The organism is Citrobacter sp. Cpa228 (assembly GCF_030333085.1).
GTDB classification, from domain to species: domain Bacteria; phylum Pseudomonadota; class Gammaproteobacteria; order Enterobacterales; family Enterobacteriaceae; genus Citrobacter; species Citrobacter pasteurii.
Window position 1 is genome coordinate 191,822 of the sequence record NZ_JAOWGQ010000051.1, and the last position, 15,229, is coordinate 207,050.

The following is a 15,229-nucleotide window of genomic DNA, read 5'->3' on the forward strand; positions in this document are numbered from 1 at the left end:
CAGACGTTGAGTCTGGCATCTTCTCATAATCGTAACCGGAAAGACTTACTCTACTTCACGAACATCCACACGCAGCTCTTTCGGCACTTCGAAAACGATGTTCTCTTCGCGGCCTTCCAGCGGGATAGCCTCTCCACCGCCCAACTCCTGCAGGCGAGCAATCACGTTTTGCACCAGGATATCCGGCGCCGAGGCTCCGGCAGTCACGCCCACGCATTTCGCGGCTTTCACCCACGCTTCCTGGATATCAGTCGCATCATCAATCAGATACGCGGCTTTCCCCATTCGCTGGGCCAGTTCAGCCAGACGGTTGGAGTTAGAGGAGTTTTTCGAGCCGACCACCAGCACCACATCGGCCTGTTCCGCCAGCGCGCGAACCGCTTCCTGACGGTTGGTGGTGGCATAACAGATATCGTCTTTGCGCGGCCCGACGATTTTCGGGAAGCGTTGGCGCAGCGCGTCAATGACGTCAGAGGTGTCATCAACGGAGAGCGTGGTCTGCGTCATGAAGGATAATTTGCCTTCATTTTTCACATTCAGTTTCAGCACATCTTCCGGTGATTCAACCAGGTACATTCCCCCTTGCGGGTTGCTGTACTGGCCCATCGTGCCTTCTACTTCCGGGTGACCGGCGTGACCAATCAAAATCGACTCTTCGCCACGACGGCTGGCGCGGGCGACTTCCATATGTACTTTGGTCACCAGCGGACAGGTTGCATCAAAAACCGTGAGGTCGCGGCCTTTGGCTTCGTTACGCACCGCCTGAGACACGCCGTGGGCAGAGAAGATCAGGATCGCGCCATCCGGCACTTCGCTGATTTGCTCAATAAAAATAGCCCCGCGCTCACGCAGGCTATCCACCACATAGCGGTTATGCACCACTTCATGACGGACATAAATCGGCGCGCCGTAAATAGCCAGCGCGTTTTCGACAATGCTGATAGCGCGGTCTACGCCAGCGCAAAAACCGCGCGGGTTGGCCAACAGGATCTGCATTTTACGCCTCCAGTGCCGGTTCGACTTCCAGCACTTCAATATCAAAATGAACGGTATGCCCAGCCAGTGGATGATTGAAATCAACCGTGATCGAGTCACCGTTGATTTCGCGGATAACACCTGGCATCTCACTGCCGTCCATTGCGGTAAAGAGCATGATAGCGCCAATTTCTGGCTCGCCCGCGTCCATAAATTCCCGACGCGAGAAATACTGAATTAAGTCCGGGCTGGTGATGCCAAAGGCCGCATCCGGCTCCAGGGAGAACGTGGTTTTATCGCCTTCTTTTAGCCCCAGCAGGTGTTGCTCCAGTCCTTCAGACAGAGAACCGTCGCCCAGGCGAAACAGCGCAGGCTTGCCGTTATTGCGGGTTGACTCTGCGGTGGAGCCATCGTCGAGCTTAAGGGTGAAGTGCACCAGCACCGCACTGTTACTCTGTACTGATTTAGACATGCAGGTTGCTCTTTAAAATTGCTGCCACCTGTGTGCCCGGGGCGTTACGCTTACCGGGCCTACAAGGATCGCAGTATATTGTAGGCCGGATTAGCATAGCGCTATCCGGCATTTTTTTATGCGGCTTTTTTCTCTTTCGACGGTAAGAAGCCTTCCAGAACAATCAATGCCGCACCGATACAGATAGCCGTATCGGCAAGGTTGAAGGTCGCGAAATGCCAGTCGCCGACGTAAAAGTCAATCATATCAACCACGAAGCCGTGCCACAGGCGATCGAACAGGTTACCCAGCGCACCGCCAATGATTAACGCATATGCGATGTTATTCAGCTTCTGCGTCGCCTTCGAGCGATACATCATCACCATCAGGATGACGCAAATACCGATGGCGATACCGGCAAAGAACCAACGTTGCCAGCCGCCGCTGTCAGCTAAGAAGCTAAACGCCGCACCATAGTTACGCGCGTAGTGCAGATTAAGCGACGGAAACAGCGACACCGTATCCCCCAGAGCAAAGTTCTGGAGGATCAGGTACTTGCTGCCTAAATCGATAATCAGCACGACTACCACCAGCCACAGCCAGCGTAGCCCTGTTGAACAGAGAGGCTTACTCATCAGGCAAACTTACGTTGTTCGCCATCACCGGCGATGTTGCTGACACAGCGTCCACAGATATCTGCATGTTCCGCCACCTGGCCGACGTCGGTAGTGTAATGCCAGCAGCGCGGGCATTTCTCACCTTCGGCTTTGCTCAGTACGATTTTCAGACCTTTGAGCAGTTCGCTCTGCTGAGCATCAGCCGGAGCCGCGGCAAAATCTGCAACCGTCGCGCCGGAGGTCAGCAGAACAAAGCGTAACTCTTCACCCAGCGCGGTCAGTTTCGCCGCCAGTTCAGGTTCAGCGTACAGGGTCACTGCCGCTTCCAGAGAACCGCCGACTTTCTTATCCGCACGCGCCTGCTCGATAACCTTGTTCACTTCGCCACGCACTTTCAGCAGTTCATCCCAGAAAGCGTCGTTCATCGCTTCGGTTTCGCCTAAGCCAAACAGACCTTCGTACCACTCACCGGTGAAGACATACTTCTCGCGATCGCCCGGCAGGTAACCCCAGATTTCATCGGCGGTGAAGGACATGATCGGCGCCATCCAGCGAACCAGTGCTTCCGCAATATGGAACAGCGCAGTCTGGCAGCTACGACGCGCCCGGCTTTCCGCTTTCGCGGTGTACTGGCGGTCTTTAATGATGTCGAGGTAGAACGAACCCATTTCTACGGAGCAGAAGCGCATCAGTCGCTGTACCACTTCGTGGAAGTCATACGCTTCGTAAGCTTTCAGGATCTCTTCCTGCGCCGCTTGCGCACAACCTACCGCCCACCTGTCCAGCACCACCATCTCTTCCGGTTTCACCATGTCTTTAACCGGATCGAACCCGTTCAGGTTCGCCAGCAGGAAGCGCGCGGTGTTACGGATACGACGATAGCTGTCGGCAGCACGTTTCAGGATTTCATCAGAAACGGCCATTTCACCGGTGTAGTCGGTAGAAGCGACCCACAGACGCAAAATATCCGCGCCCAGTTTGTTCATCACGTCCTGCGGAGAAACGGTGTTACCGATAGACTTGGACATCTTACGGCCCTGACCATCCACGGTGAAACCGTGAGTCAGTACCTGACGGTATGGCGCTTTGCCTTTCATGGCGGTGGAGATCATCAGAGAAGACATGAACCAGCCACGGTGCTGGTCGGAACCTTCCAGATACATATCTGCCGCATGCCCTGCAAACTCTGGGCGCACGTCTACGACGGATGAGTGAGTTGAACCAGAGTCGAACCACACGTCCAGCGTATCCGGGACTTTGACATACTGGTCAGCTTCGTCGCCGAGAATATCTTTCGGATCGAGATCCCACCACGCCTGGATGCCGTCAACTTCAACGCGTTTAGCCACTTCTTCCATCAGTTCGATAGCGCGCGGATGCAGCTCTTCGGTGTCTTTGTGAACAAACAGAGACATCGGCACACCCCACGTACGCTGACGGGAGATACACCAGTCAGGACGGTTGGCAACCATCGATTCAATACGCGCCTGGCCCCAGTCCGGGATCCACTGTACGCCTTTGATCTCTTTCAGCGACTGCGCGCGCAGGCCTTTCTGATCCATGCTGACGAACCACTGCGGGGTCGCACGGAAGATGATCGGTGACTTGTGACGCCAGCAGCATGGGTAGCTGTGCTGCATCTTCTCAACGTGCAGCAGCGCGCCTTTTTCGCTCAGCAGCGCAACGATTTTGTCGTTGGCTTTAAAGACGTTCACACCGTCCAGATCCGGATAGGTACCCGCCAGGTATGCGCCGTCCGGGCCAACCGGGTTAGCGATTTCCAGACCGTATTTCTGGCTGATGACGTAGTCATCCGGACCGTGACCGCCAGCGGTATGGACCGCACCGGTACCCGCGTCCAGCGTAACGTGATCGCCAAGGATAGCCGGCACGTCAAAGCCCATAAACGGATGGGTAAAGCGCAGCAGTTCCAGCTCAGCGCCTTTCACTGTGCCGAGAATGGTGTATTCAGCCGCGCCAATACGCTGCATGACGCTTTCAACCAGATCTTTCGCCAGAATCACAGCCTGGCCGTCAATCTGCACCAGCGCATAGTCAAAATCAGGTGCCAGAGAGATTGCGCGGTTCGCCGGTAACGTCCACGGGGTAGTGGTCCAGATAACCAGAGAGATCGGGCCGTTGACGTCAGAAACGCCAAACTTCGCTTTCACCGCATCCTGATCGGCAGCGTGGAACGCCACGTCGATGGACGGGGAGGTTTTGTCATAATACTCAACTTCCGCTTCCGCCAGCGCGGAACGGCAGTCAACGCACCAGTGCACCGGCTTCGCACCTTTGTGCAGGTGACCGTTGCCGATGATTTTACCCAGCGCACGAATGATGTTGGCTTCAGTTTTGAAGTCCATGGTCAGGTACGGATGCGACCAGTCGCCCAGCACGCCAAGACGGATAAAGTCTTTACGCTGACCATCAACCTGGGTCGCTGCGTATTCACGGCACTTGGCGCGGAACTCAGCAGCGGTGAACTTCTCGCCCGGCTTGCCGTATTCCTGCTCTACTTTCAGCTCGATCGGCAGACCGTGACAGTCCCAGCCCGGAACGTAAGGCGAGTCATAGCCCGTGAGTCCTTTGGACTTCACGATAATGTCTTTCAGAATCTTGTTAACCGAGTGACCAATATGAATGCTGCCATTCGCATAAGGAGGGCCATCATGCAGAATGAAGGTTTTTTTGCCTTTTTTGGCCGCACGAATGATGCCGTACAGGTCATCATCAGTCCAACGCGCCAGCATTCCCGGTTCACGCTTGGCGAGATCGCCGCGCATCGGGAACCCTGTTTCCGGCAAATTCAGGGTTGATTTATAGTCACTCATCAGATTCTCGGTTCCGTATTTAAAACTCGTATAGGCATTAAGCCGGTTTTGTTAGCCCAAAAAATTCGCGGGCAGTCAACTCATCACGCGCAATCTGCGCTTTTAGTTCATCCAGCGAGGCAAATCGCTGTTCGCTGCGTATTTTTTTACGCAGCACTACATCTATATGGCGACCATACAGGTCCATTACAACGTCCAACAGATGGACTTCCAACTGTTGGCGTACGCCTGCTACCGTCGGACGGGTGCCGATGTTGGCGACGCCGGGGAAAGGTTTATCACCCAGTCCCATCACTTCAACCGCATAAACCCCTTTCACTGGAGACACCTGGCGACGCAGCGGTAAGTTTGCCGTCGGAAAACCGATAGTGCGCCCTAACTCGTCACCATGAACTACGCGTCCTGAGATAGTAAAAGGATGCCCAAGCAGGCTTTCGGCCAGTTGCAGGTTATCGTCTGCCAGCGCCTGACGTACCGCGGTGCTGCTGATACGCACTCCGCCCTCACAGAAGGTTTGGGTGCTGGTGATATCAAAACCATACTCAGCGCCCGCTTCCTGTAATAACAAGAAATCACCCGCACGGCTAGCGCCAAAGCGGAAATCATCGCCAACGGCAAGAAATTGTACACCAAGGCGCTTAACCAGCAGATCGCTGATAAAAGTCTGCGCCGTTAATGCGGCAAAACGTCGGTCAAAACGCACGCACAGTACGTAATCCACGCCGCATTCCGCCAGATAACGCAGTTTTTCCCGCAGGCGTGTAAGGCGCGCAGGCGACTTGTCCGTCGCAAACAGCTCCAGCGGCTGCGGCTCAAAAATCATCACCATTACCGGTAAATTGCGTTTGCGCCCTTCTTCCCGCAACCCCTGCAGCAACGCACGGTGGCCACGGTGCACGCCGTCGAAATTACCAATAGTCAGCACACACCCATGCGGGGCCTGACTGAGATTATGTATGCCTCGTATCAGCTTCATGTCTGGCTCAAAACAGTGAAAATCGTGAAAGTATACCCTGTACCGCGGTCAACGTTAACCGGCGATTGTTTCTACGAAACAGAAAGAGGATGGTTTTCATTGTTATGAAACAAATTGACGCCCTTCACGGGCACACCAATGCAATTTTTCTCGTGGAAAAGCTGTATTCACGCCACGCAAGCTGGTAGAATCCTGCGCCATCACTACGCAACGAGTGCTGGAATTTAAACGGCGCTTATTTGCACAAATCCATTGACAAAAGAAGGCTAAAAGGGCATATTCCTCGGCCTTTGAATTGTCCATATAGAACACATTTGGGAGTTGGACCTTGGCTAATATCAAATCAGCTAAGAAGCGCGCCGTTCAGTCTGAAAAGGCCCGCAAGCACAACGCTAGCCGTCGCTCTATGATGCGTACTTTCATCAAGAAAGTATACGCAGCTATCGAAGCTGGCGACAAAGCTACTGCACTGAAAGCATTTAACGAAATGCAACCAATCGTGGACCGTCAGGCTGCTAAAGGTCTGATCCACAAAAACAAAGCTGCACGTCATAAAGCAAACCTGACTGCACAGATCAACAAACTGGCTTAATCGCCTGCTTGTTGTCGCTTTGTGAAAAAACCCGCGTAAGCGGGTTTTTTTATGTCTGCTTATTTGCTCACTGGCGTAAAGAGTGCGGAATAGTCCGCATTGCAAATACGCTGCACCGCCGGATGCTGGATCATCCTCTCCGCGAATATGGCGTGATACTCCTCCATCACATTCTCAACGCGTCCAATTTCAACAATAGAATCATCAGCATAGAAATTGTGTGAATACAGTGTAGGGGCAACGAATATAGCGTTATGCGTTGCGCCAAACGCTTTCATCAGCGCGGCGTCATCAAACTCGCCAAGGATTTCAACGTTCAGTCCTTGTGAGTTAATCCAGTTCAACAGCTTACGTCCAAGCATCGAACGACGACCAGGGATCAGCAATCGACGTTCTTCCAGACAGGCCGGAAACGGCTTCTCAGGCAGCGGATTGGTGCACCAGAAACTCACACAACACTCGCCAATTTTCACCGAGAATAGCCCTTCCTGCTGCGTTGAGTCGATCGGGCAATCGGAGATAATCATATCCAGCTTATGCTGGCTGAGCTGCTCCAGCAGCATCTCGTGCGTTGACTCAAAACAGCGCAGGTGGATTTGCTCGTTCTCAACCACCGCAGCATCCAGCACGCTGCTAACCAGTTGCTTCGATAATGCATCCGCCACGCCGACATCAAACAGCAAATTAGACTCTTTGCGATAGTTCACGATATCCAGCATCTCCTGGCTTAAGGTGAACATTTTATCCGCATAACGGAAAACTAATTCGCCTAACTCACTGGGTTCCAGCCCTCGCCCCTTACGCTTAAACAACTTCCCTTGTAAGCGTTCCTCAAGCGCTTTGATCTGCCCGGTAATGGTCTGCGGCGTCAGATAAAGCGCTTCGGCAGCCCCCACCACCGAACCTTCCTTATACACATGCCAGAAGTAATACAGGTGGTTGTAATTGATATGAGACATACTCTCTCCCTGAAAATTGTCACCAAAGCGTCAGCCGATCAGGCTGACACGTTCAATCGAGTGCGTAACCAGCAATAACCGATCACTGCCGACAGTAAAGAACCGATCAGGATCCCCAGTTTTGCCCAGTTAATCAGCTCTGGATCAACGCTGCCAAACGCCAGGCTGGCGATGAAAATCGACATCGTAAAGCCAATGCCGCACAGAATACCCACCGCCATGATCTGTTGGAAATTCGTGCCTTCTGGCAACTGTGCCAGTTTCAGGCGGAGCGCCAGCCAGCAGAACAGGCTAATCCCCAGCGGCTTACCGATGAGCAGGCCAGCGATAATTCCCAGCGGCAGAATCGAGGTCAATCCATCCAGCGTAACGCCCTGCAGCGAAACACCTGCGTTAGCAAAGGCAAACAGTGGCAGAATCAGATAAGCCACCCACGGATGCAGGACGTGCTCCAGACGTTTCGCCGGAGAGCGACCATGCTTTTCCTTCAGCGGGATGAAGAAACCAACGATCACGCCCGCCAGTGTGGCATGTACGCCGGACTTCAGCACTGCCGTCCATAGCACGACGCCAACCAGAATATAAATACCGGTACGTCTGACACCGCACAGATTCAACACCGCCAGAATGAGAATTGCGAACGCGGCAACCCCCAATGAAAGCAGGGAAAGATCGCTGGTATAGAACAGTGCGATGATCACAATCGCGCCGAGATCGTCGATAATCGCCAGCGCCATCAGGAAGATTTTCAGTGCCAGCGGAACGCGACTACCCAACAGTGCCAGTACACCGAGCGCAAAAGCGATATCCGTTGCTGCTGGAATTGCCCATCCTTCACGAGTGATAGGGTCGGCATAGTTGAATGCCAGATACAGCAACGCCGGGACAATCATGCCCCCGATAGCGGCAATGATCGGAAACGCCGCCTGACGTAGGCTGGCAAGCGACCCCTGCATTAACTCACGCTTCACTTCCAGACCAATCAACAGGAAAAACACCGCCATCAACGCGTCGTTGATCCACAGCAGCATATTTTTGTTGATCTCAAGCGCGCCAACCCGCAGTTGGACAGGTGTTTCCAGAAAGGCGTGGTACCATCCACTGGTAACCCCGATATTTGCCATCAGCATAGCGACCACGGCAGCGATGATCAGAATGATGCCTCCCGAGGCGTCGCTACTAAAAAAACGATGCAGATGTTTCACTTTTATTCTCTCTATTGGGTGAATACTTCGTAATTACTATCTTACACCCCCAAAAAGCTCGTTAAAATTAGATTATTTATGATGTATGAATCGGTTTTTCCGAGCGTTATCTAATGAGAGAACACAGTATTAGTTAGTCTGCATCTGAGTGATGCCTCGCATTAAACGCGTATCTTAGATGGTTCAGTGTTGCCGTCACATTTGCCGGAGACATACGGTTGAGGTGTGCCAGAAAAGGATGTGTATCGATAAAATGGATAAAGCGGGTCGCACTCACAAGCGTGGCGCTGCGCTGCATACTCGTTTTTCGGTTCTCCGTTAAGTTGCATACTGCCAGCGCGTAGTCACGCGTGGAGAATGTTCGCCAAACGTTATTACGGATGCCGCCCCCCAGAAACAACCTTGGCGGAATATCTTTTTGCGGTGCTGATTCTCCGCGTTCTCTCACAAAAGCAATATGGCAACGCCCTTGCTGAACATGCTGTATATTCGCCATCATGCATCCTCCCAGGATAAAGCATTCCTGATCGAGGTAATGCTGAATATTGAGAGAGCGTTCATCCGTGAGCATTTTAACCAACTCGAAATGGCGATAAGCTGGTAAAACGGGTTTAACTAACATCCCCGGATCATTTTTGTGCAATATTGCGGGGCCGTAATCCACATCAAAAAGCGTCTCCCGCCGCATCGTTATCACTTCTTTACGTTGCACAATATGCACCAACGTACCGGGGGGAAGGCGTTCTTCATAGTTAGAATAATACTGATACTCAGCTTCTACGGGATGAGCTGAGTAATTTGTGGTCACGGCAACAATTCGACCAGTATTCTCTTCTGCAGTGACCAACACATACAGAAAACTATCACCACCGTTAAATTTGATCCGAAAAGCGCGCGTGCTCATGGCGATATCAAATGTAGGAAAAGTAAATTCGCGTTCTGCCAGATTTGCGCTGCGAGAGAGTTTCTGTAACTCCCGATTCAACCCGGTGCTATCCAGCACGAGCGCGCTGCGAATATCCGAAAGCGTCGCACCTTCCTGAATCAGCGTAGCGAGATAATCCTGACGTGCATCTGTTTTCTGCCTGACAGGAGAAATAAATGTTTTATGACAACGCTGACAGTAAATACGCGGTTCTCCTTGCGCAGAAAAACCGTACTTTTTGAGTGAAATCCCCCCGCAATGAGGGCAGGATTTTATCAGCCCTTTCCATGCCTGATTGACCGACTGACAAAAACGGTTGAGCGACCGTTCCGAAATAATGGGGAAGAGAAAACCGCAGGCCCGGCATAGTATATTTTTCCCTTGGTTTTGGTAATCCGGGCTGTTCAACATACCCATATTTTTGCAACCGAGCGTTTTACAACTATCGACATTAATCCAAGAAAACATATTCACTCCCTGCGAATACGATAAGTTCAAGCAAATACTGATTTTATCTCTACAGGTGAAAAACCATTTTCGTAGAGTGTTTTCATGGCACTCATGGTCATTGCGGTATGAGAGAAAAACGCCTTATATCCCGCGCACAAATAGTTGTGATTTCTTTTACCTGATATTGACGGCAAAAAACGGTGCTTAGGACAACCGCCATAACAGGCGAACTGCCATGAGCAGGCGTCACACTCTTGTGCCATTGTGCGTCGCTTATCCTCGCCAAACTGCCGGTTTTTTTCGCTATTGTTCATCGCGCGCAGCGTCGAATCTTGAATGTTCCCCAACTTATATTGTGGATACACAAAGTGATCGCAGTTATACACATCACCGTTCATTTCCATTGCGAATGCGCTACCGCAGGTTGGCGCAAACACGCATACCTGTGGCGGTAACCCACACCACGCCGCGAGCGTCTGCTCAAACATTTGTATGCCGATATCACCAATATCGTTACGGACCCAGACATCAAAAATAGCGTTGAGAAAATGGCCAAATTGCAATGAAGCAACCGACCACGGCATCATTCTTGTTTGTCCGCCTTCAGGATGTGCCAGACCAACATAGCCCTCTTCAGCGCTTCTTTCGATGAGCGGAATAAACTGCATATAGCGGCTGCCAATGCTTTTCAGATAGTTATAGACCCGCACCGGGTGAAGCATATTCGTGCGATTCACCACCGTCAGCGTATTAAATTCTACACCGTGGCGTACCAGGCATTTAACGGCCTGTTCAACTTTCCCATGCGTCGGTTTACCCGAACGAGTAACCCGCCATTCATCATGTAACGCGGCATCACCATCAATAGAAACGCCCACCAGGAAGGCATGCTGCTTAAAAAAAATAGCCCATTCGTCGTCAATCAATATGCCGTTAGTCTGGAAGGTATTTATAATCGTTTTACCGCCAGAATAACGCTGCTGCAATGCTAGCGCTCGCCGATAAAATACCAGCCCCATCAGCGTAGGTTCTCCCCCCTGCCACGCAAAAATCACGTCATTCACATCCTGCGCGGCAATATGCTGTTTGATGAATAACTCGAGCATGTCATCTGACATTCTGTAATTCGCTTTTCTATCCGGATAAAGCATCTCCTTTTCCAGATAAAAACAGTATTTACAGTCCAGATTACATACCGAGCCTGTCGGTTTAATCATGACCTGACAACTTTTTGTTTGCATCGCGATAGTTCCATAAACAAAAGAACCTGGCTCAACACAAAAGCGCTGAACCAGGCGGGCATAGCCCTAAGTGGCATACCTTATGTTTCTTGTAATTATTCAATTAGCCCCAGGTGACTGGCGTTGGCTTGTCACCGCGAGCTTTCATCAGCGAATCGTTGTCAATATCCTGTTTGTATTTCAGGAAATTGCCATACAGTTGTTTCTCGATTTCAGGTTGTTTCCCAATCTGATTAAGAGTTTCAAAGCGATCTTTTTTCAGGTTGTAGAGGTATTTGGGTTTATTCTCACGATCGATAATCATCTTCCAGTCACCATCACGGATCGCCCATTCGTCAGTAGGATCATCCTGGAACGGCATATCAATGCCAAAGATGAGTGGCTTCTGACGTGCTAACGTTTTCTGTTCCAGTAATGGAACCAGAGACTGCCCATCGTAGGTACGATCTGTTGGCAGTTTAAAATTCATCATGTTTGCTAACGTCGGCACCCAGTCAAGACCATAAACTGGCGTATCCGTTACCATCCCCTGCGGAATATGTTTACCGTACTTGATGATTGCCGGAACACGGATACCGCCTTCCCAAAGGTTATCTTTACGACCGCGAAGCCCATCCGTTTCACCCGCCATGTTCAGTTCATACACTTTGCGAGCCTCGCGTGTCACTGGGCCGTTATCACTGGTGAAAATGACAATGGTGTTATCTTCTTCCCCCATTGCCCTGATCTTATCCATTACTTTACCGACCTGAGCATCCATATAGCTGATGTTCGCGTAGTATTCACCCGTTCCTCGCCACGGCTTATCCGCCCAGTCGCCATAAAACAGATCCGGATGCTGTTTCTGGTAAGCGCTCATATATTGCGAATACATATCGAGGTACTTTTTCGGCGAGGCCAGCGGGCTGTGAACTTCCGTGAACGCGACATATAAGAAGAACGGTTTGTCGTCTTTCTTGTTATCCAGCCAGTTGACGACTTCAGAACTGACAAGCTCGCCGCTCATGGTGTCCGCACGACCAATATGCTGTCCATTACGAATCCAGCCAGTAGGATGCACCATGCCATAGCGGGGACGCTCTTTTGCGTTACCAAGCGTAGCATCCGTGACGAATCCCGCCGGGTTTACCAGGGTGTAGTCAAACCCCATGTCCTTCGCCTGCGGTTGATCGGTGCGATCGCCCCCGGCATTCAGGTGCAATTTCCCCATCATCGCCGTGTCATACCCCTGTTGCTTTAACAGGTTGGCAATCGTCAGTTCATTCCGTCCCAACGCGACATCTTTGCCTTCAGGGATCCAGGAACGGATCCCTGTACGGAATGGCATACGTCCCGTTAATAAACCAGCACGAGAAGGAGAGCACAGCGGCGCGGGCGCATAGTAGTCGGTAAATTTCACCCCTTCCTGCGCCAGCTTGTCGATATTAGGCGTTTTGACGATTTGATGGCCATAAGTCGCGAGATCGCCATAACCCAAATCATCAGCCATAATAATCACTAAATTAGGCTGTTTTGCTGAAGCTGCATATGTTGTTTGTAATGTGCTCCCGGCACATAACGCCAGTCCAACCAAACTCGCCACGACTGTTTTTTTCATTTCCGATCCTTTGGTTTTATTTAAAATGAATACCCAATCATATAAATCATCTGATCCCCGTAACCGTCATAACCCAATTTGTTTTCAAAATAACGATACGTCATCGTAGCTTTCCATCGTGGATAAAATTTCCACGCCAGTGTTAAACCGCCATTTAATCCACTCCGGCCAAATTGCTGCTCCGCATAAGCATCATTCCTATCAAGCTCAATTTCATTCCAGTCAGATAAAACAAATTTCTCGCCAAATAAGGTAAAGTTGTAAGCCGCAGTCCAGCCAATAACGTAGCCATTCCAGCCGCTGGTTTGTCCGTATCGTTGCGAGACATAATCGCCAGATTGATTATGCAAACCTATATAAGGTTTTAAAAACCCCCAATCTCCGCTCCAGCCGAGATAACCCAGCCCATAAAACATATCCAGATCGTCGCCCCATGCGTTATCCCACTGGCCATAAATCTTGCCAAAGAAGGTATAATCAGAATCAAAAAGACGCACATGGGTTATCGCCGACACTGTATGATTTCGACCGGCAACAGCATGATTTAAAACATTACTTTCAATAAATGAGTAAAACTCGGCTTCTCGGAAATTGACACCAAAATCAGCTGTTGCTTTCCAAACCTCGCCACGATGTACATTGACAAATCCGCTATTCCAGTCGGCATAACCGGCATTAATCGATCCAAAAGAATTTTTATACTCCAGAGCTTGTGCTGCATGGCTAAAAAGAGAGGGCACTGTAAGTATAAGACAAGTTAATAGTCCATTTTTTATCCGAGGCATTGAATGTATTCCCCACAATTATAATTAATCCATCAATAAATATTGTATTGCTGCGGTGAAAAATAATAATGGAATATAATGACAGGATAGTGATGTAAATCTCACATCAAGGAAGGTAGATCGTTATTACTGGAAGAGTGTCAGAATATGTTGTTTGAGAGGAGATAAGTAATTATTTCGCCAGAAATATAACTGTAGTTGCCTTTTAAATTAGGTGGATCGTGATTATTTATTGATGTTAAAACAATCACATCAACCAGGTATGCGGCGGTGAATAACCAAAAAAGATGTTAGTTCTAAAACCGTAGCACTACTCCACACATCATACTATCCCAACAAGGTAAAATAATATGTCCGATGCCAGTAAGGGTCTGGATATCCGTCTGCCAGGTAAAAAAAAGGCCATCTCATCGCTGAAATGGCCTTTTCTCTACTTTTATTTTAGCGCGTCAAATCGTCAAAGAATTTCTTCACGCCATCGAAGAAGCTTTTGGAACGTGGGCTGTTTTGTTCACCCGTCGGGCCACCAAAGCTATCCTGCAGATCTTTCAGCAGCTGTTTCTGCTTGTCGTTGAGGCCCACCGGGGTTTCAACAACCACACGGCACAGCAGGTCGCCCTGTGCGCCGCCGCGAACAGATTTAACGCCCTTGCCACGCATGCGGAATAGTTTGCCCGTTTGCGTTTCACCCGGAATTTTTAACTTCACACGGCCATCCAGCGTCGGGACTTCAATCTCGCCGCCCAGCGCAGCCATCGCAAAGTTGATCGGCACTTCACAGTACAGGTTGTTGCCTTCACGCTCGAAAATCGGGTGCTGTTTCACCTGCACCTGAACGTACAAATCGCCTGCCGGTGCGCCATGCTCACCGGCTTCGCCTTCACCAGACAAACGGATACGGTCGCCGGTATCAACCCCAGCCGGGATTTTAACAGACAGCGTTTTGCTCTTCTCAACGCGACCATGCCCGTGGCATTTGTTGCACGGATCTTTGATCAGCGTACCGCGGCCCTGACAGTGTGGACAGGTCTGCTGTACGGCAAAAAAGCCCTGACGCATCTGCACCTGACCGGAACCGTGACAGGTTGGACAGGTTTGCGGCTGAGTGCCCGCCTTCGCGCCGCTACCGTGGCAGACGTCACACTCTTCCAGAGTCGGAATACGGATCTCTTTGGTGACGCCACGCACGGCTTCTTCCAGAGTGAGATCCATGTTGTAACGTAAATCAGCACCACGTGAGGCGCGCTGACGACCACGACCGCCGCCAAAGATATCGCCAAACACGTCACCAAAGATATCGCTGAAGTCAGCCCCGCCGCCAAAACCGCCGCCGCCGCCCATGCCGCCTTGCTCAAACGCAGCATGACCGTACTGATCGTAGGCCGCACGTTTTTGCGCATCGGTCAGGATCTCGTACGCTTCTTTGATCTCTTTAAACTTGGCTTCGGCCTCTTTATCACCCTGGTTGCGGTCCGGGTGATATTTCATGGCCAGGCGCTTGTAGGCCTTTTTGATTTCACGCTCTTCCGCTGATTTGGAAACGCCTAAAATCTCGTAATAGTCTTGCTTAGCCATCTCTTTTTATCTGCCCCTAACATGCGTGCACGGGCGGAGAGGAAACC

Annotated in this window: 13 protein-coding genes and 1 pseudogene; 1 reads left to right on the top strand and 13 read right to left on the bottom strand. The window is 50.9% G+C overall.

Annotation, left to right across the window (positions count from 1 at the left end; genetic code table 11):
• Window positions 1-45 precede the first annotated feature (45 nt).
• From ispH to OGX91_RS14635, 6 genes and pseudogenes are all read right to left on the bottom strand, one after another.
• Window positions 46-996 (bottom strand): 4-hydroxy-3-methylbut-2-enyl diphosphate reductase, encoded by a 951-nt coding sequence (ispH, locus tag OGX91_RS14610; RefSeq protein ID WP_005124087.1) that lies wholly within the window; start codon window positions 994-996, stop codon window positions 46-48.
• A 1-nt stretch (window position 997) separates the two neighbouring features.
• Entirely contained in the window at window positions 998-1,447 is a 450-nt protein-coding gene (gene fkpB, locus OGX91_RS14615; protein ID WP_199947465.1) for an FKBP-type peptidyl-prolyl cis-trans isomerase, read from the bottom strand.
• Between the two features lie 116 nt (window positions 1,448-1,563).
• Complete coding sequence (gene lspA / locus OGX91_RS14620) at window positions 1,564-2,061, bottom strand: signal peptidase II (protein WP_003018932.1); 498 nt, start codon at window positions 2,059-2,061, stop codon at window positions 1,564-1,566.
• A complete protein-coding gene (gene ileS, locus OGX91_RS14625; RefSeq protein WP_199947464.1) occupies window positions 2,061-4,877 on the bottom strand; it encodes an isoleucine--tRNA ligase in 2,817 nt (938 codons plus the stop codon). Before ileS ends, lspA begins: the two co-directional genes overlap by 1 nt.
• Window positions 4,878-4,914: 37 nt before the next feature.
• On the bottom strand, window positions 4,915-5,853 hold the full coding sequence (gene ribF, locus OGX91_RS14630) for a bifunctional riboflavin kinase/FAD synthetase (RefSeq protein WP_040230181.1): 939 nt from the start codon (window positions 5,851-5,853) through the stop codon (window positions 4,915-4,917).
• A gap of 7 nt (window positions 5,854-5,860) precedes the next feature.
• Window positions 5,861-6,064, bottom strand: a pseudogene (locus OGX91_RS14635) (DUF2575 domain-containing protein).
• Between the two features lie 117 nt (window positions 6,065-6,181).
• Here OGX91_RS14635 and rpsT point away from each other — a divergent pair.
• Window positions 6,182-6,445 (top strand): 30S ribosomal protein S20, encoded by a 264-nt coding sequence (gene rpsT, locus OGX91_RS14640; protein WP_003018940.1) that lies wholly within the window; start codon window positions 6,182-6,184, stop codon window positions 6,443-6,445.
• 59 nt (window positions 6,446-6,504) lie between these two features.
• On the opposite strand, the gene nhaR is transcribed toward rpsT, so the two are convergent.
• The 7 genes from nhaR to dnaJ all read right to left on the bottom strand — a co-directional run bounded on the left by nhaR (window position 6,505) and on the right by dnaJ (window position 15,182).
• Window positions 6,505-7,404: a transcriptional activator NhaR gene (gene nhaR, locus OGX91_RS14645; RefSeq protein WP_188232445.1), complete on the bottom strand. Its 900-nt coding sequence runs from the start codon at window positions 7,402-7,404 to the stop codon at window positions 6,505-6,507.
• Between the two features lie 38 nt (window positions 7,405-7,442).
• Complete coding sequence (nhaA, locus tag OGX91_RS14650; RefSeq protein ID WP_040230184.1) at window positions 7,443-8,609, bottom strand: Na+/H+ antiporter NhaA; 1,167 nt, start codon at window positions 8,607-8,609, stop codon at window positions 7,443-7,445.
• A gap of 133 nt (window positions 8,610-8,742) precedes the next feature.
• The gene (locus OGX91_RS14655) at window positions 8,743-10,002 is read right to left on the bottom strand and encodes an IS1/IS1595 family N-terminal zinc-binding domain-containing protein (protein WP_149691189.1); all 1,260 of its coding nucleotides are present in this window, start codon (window positions 10,000-10,002) and stop codon (window positions 8,743-8,745) included.
• A gap of 26 nt (window positions 10,003-10,028) precedes the next feature.
• Window positions 10,029-11,225, bottom strand: coding sequence for an anaerobic sulfatase maturase (locus OGX91_RS14660; protein ID WP_040230186.1), 1,197 nt, complete (start codon window positions 11,223-11,225; stop codon window positions 10,029-10,031).
• 103 nt (window positions 11,226-11,328) lie between these two features.
• A complete protein-coding gene (locus tag OGX91_RS14665) occupies window positions 11,329-12,822 on the bottom strand; it encodes a sulfatase family protein (RefSeq protein WP_286626628.1) in 1,494 nt (497 codons plus the stop codon).
• A gap of 20 nt (window positions 12,823-12,842) precedes the next feature.
• Window positions 12,843-13,607 (bottom strand): outer membrane protein OmpK, encoded by a 765-nt coding sequence (locus OGX91_RS14670; protein WP_040230187.1) that lies wholly within the window; start codon window positions 13,605-13,607, stop codon window positions 12,843-12,845.
• 441 nt (window positions 13,608-14,048) lie between these two features.
• Window positions 14,049-15,182, bottom strand: coding sequence for a molecular chaperone DnaJ (dnaJ, locus tag OGX91_RS14675; RefSeq protein WP_003837322.1), 1,134 nt, complete (start codon window positions 15,180-15,182; stop codon window positions 14,049-14,051).
• Between the last annotated feature and the right edge of the window lie 47 nt (window positions 15,183-15,229).

What these genes read in the sequence shown, in the direction of transcription:
- ribF (WP_040230181.1), bottom strand. Translation starts at nt 5,853, where the DNA reads ATGAAGCTGATACGAGGCATACATAATCTCAGTCAGGCCCCGCATGGG.
- OGX91_RS14665 (WP_286626628.1), bottom strand. Translation starts at nt 12,822, where the DNA reads ATGAAAAAAACAGTCGTGGCGAGTTTGGTTGGACTGGCGTTATGTGCC.
- OGX91_RS14660 (WP_040230186.1), bottom strand. Translation starts at nt 11,225, where the DNA reads ATGCAAACAAAAAGTTGTCAGGTCATGATTAAACCGACAGGCTCGGTA.
- ileS (WP_199947464.1), bottom strand. Translation starts at nt 4,877, where the DNA reads ATGAGTGACTATAAATCAACCCTGAATTTGCCGGAAACAGGGTTCCCG.
- OGX91_RS14670 (WP_040230187.1), bottom strand. Translation starts at nt 13,607, where the DNA reads ATGCCTCGGATAAAAAATGGACTATTAACTTGTCTTATACTTACAGTG.
- dnaJ (WP_003837322.1), bottom strand. Translation starts at nt 15,182, where the DNA reads ATGGCTAAGCAAGACTATTACGAGATTTTAGGCGTTTCCAAATCAGCG.
- nhaR (WP_188232445.1), bottom strand. Translation starts at nt 7,404, where the DNA reads ATGTCTCATATCAATTACAACCACCTGTATTACTTCTGGCATGTGTAT.
- ispH (WP_005124087.1), bottom strand. Translation starts at nt 996, where the DNA reads ATGCAGATCCTGTTGGCCAACCCGCGCGGTTTTTGCGCTGGCGTAGAC.
- lspA (WP_003018932.1), bottom strand. Translation starts at nt 2,061, where the DNA reads ATGAGTAAGCCTCTCTGTTCAACAGGGCTACGCTGGCTGTGGCTGGTG.
- fkpB (WP_199947465.1), bottom strand. Translation starts at nt 1,447, where the DNA reads ATGTCTAAATCAGTACAGAGTAACAGTGCGGTGCTGGTGCACTTCACC.
- OGX91_RS14655 (WP_149691189.1), bottom strand. Translation starts at nt 10,002, where the DNA reads ATGTTTTCTTGGATTAATGTCGATAGTTGTAAAACGCTCGGTTGCAAA.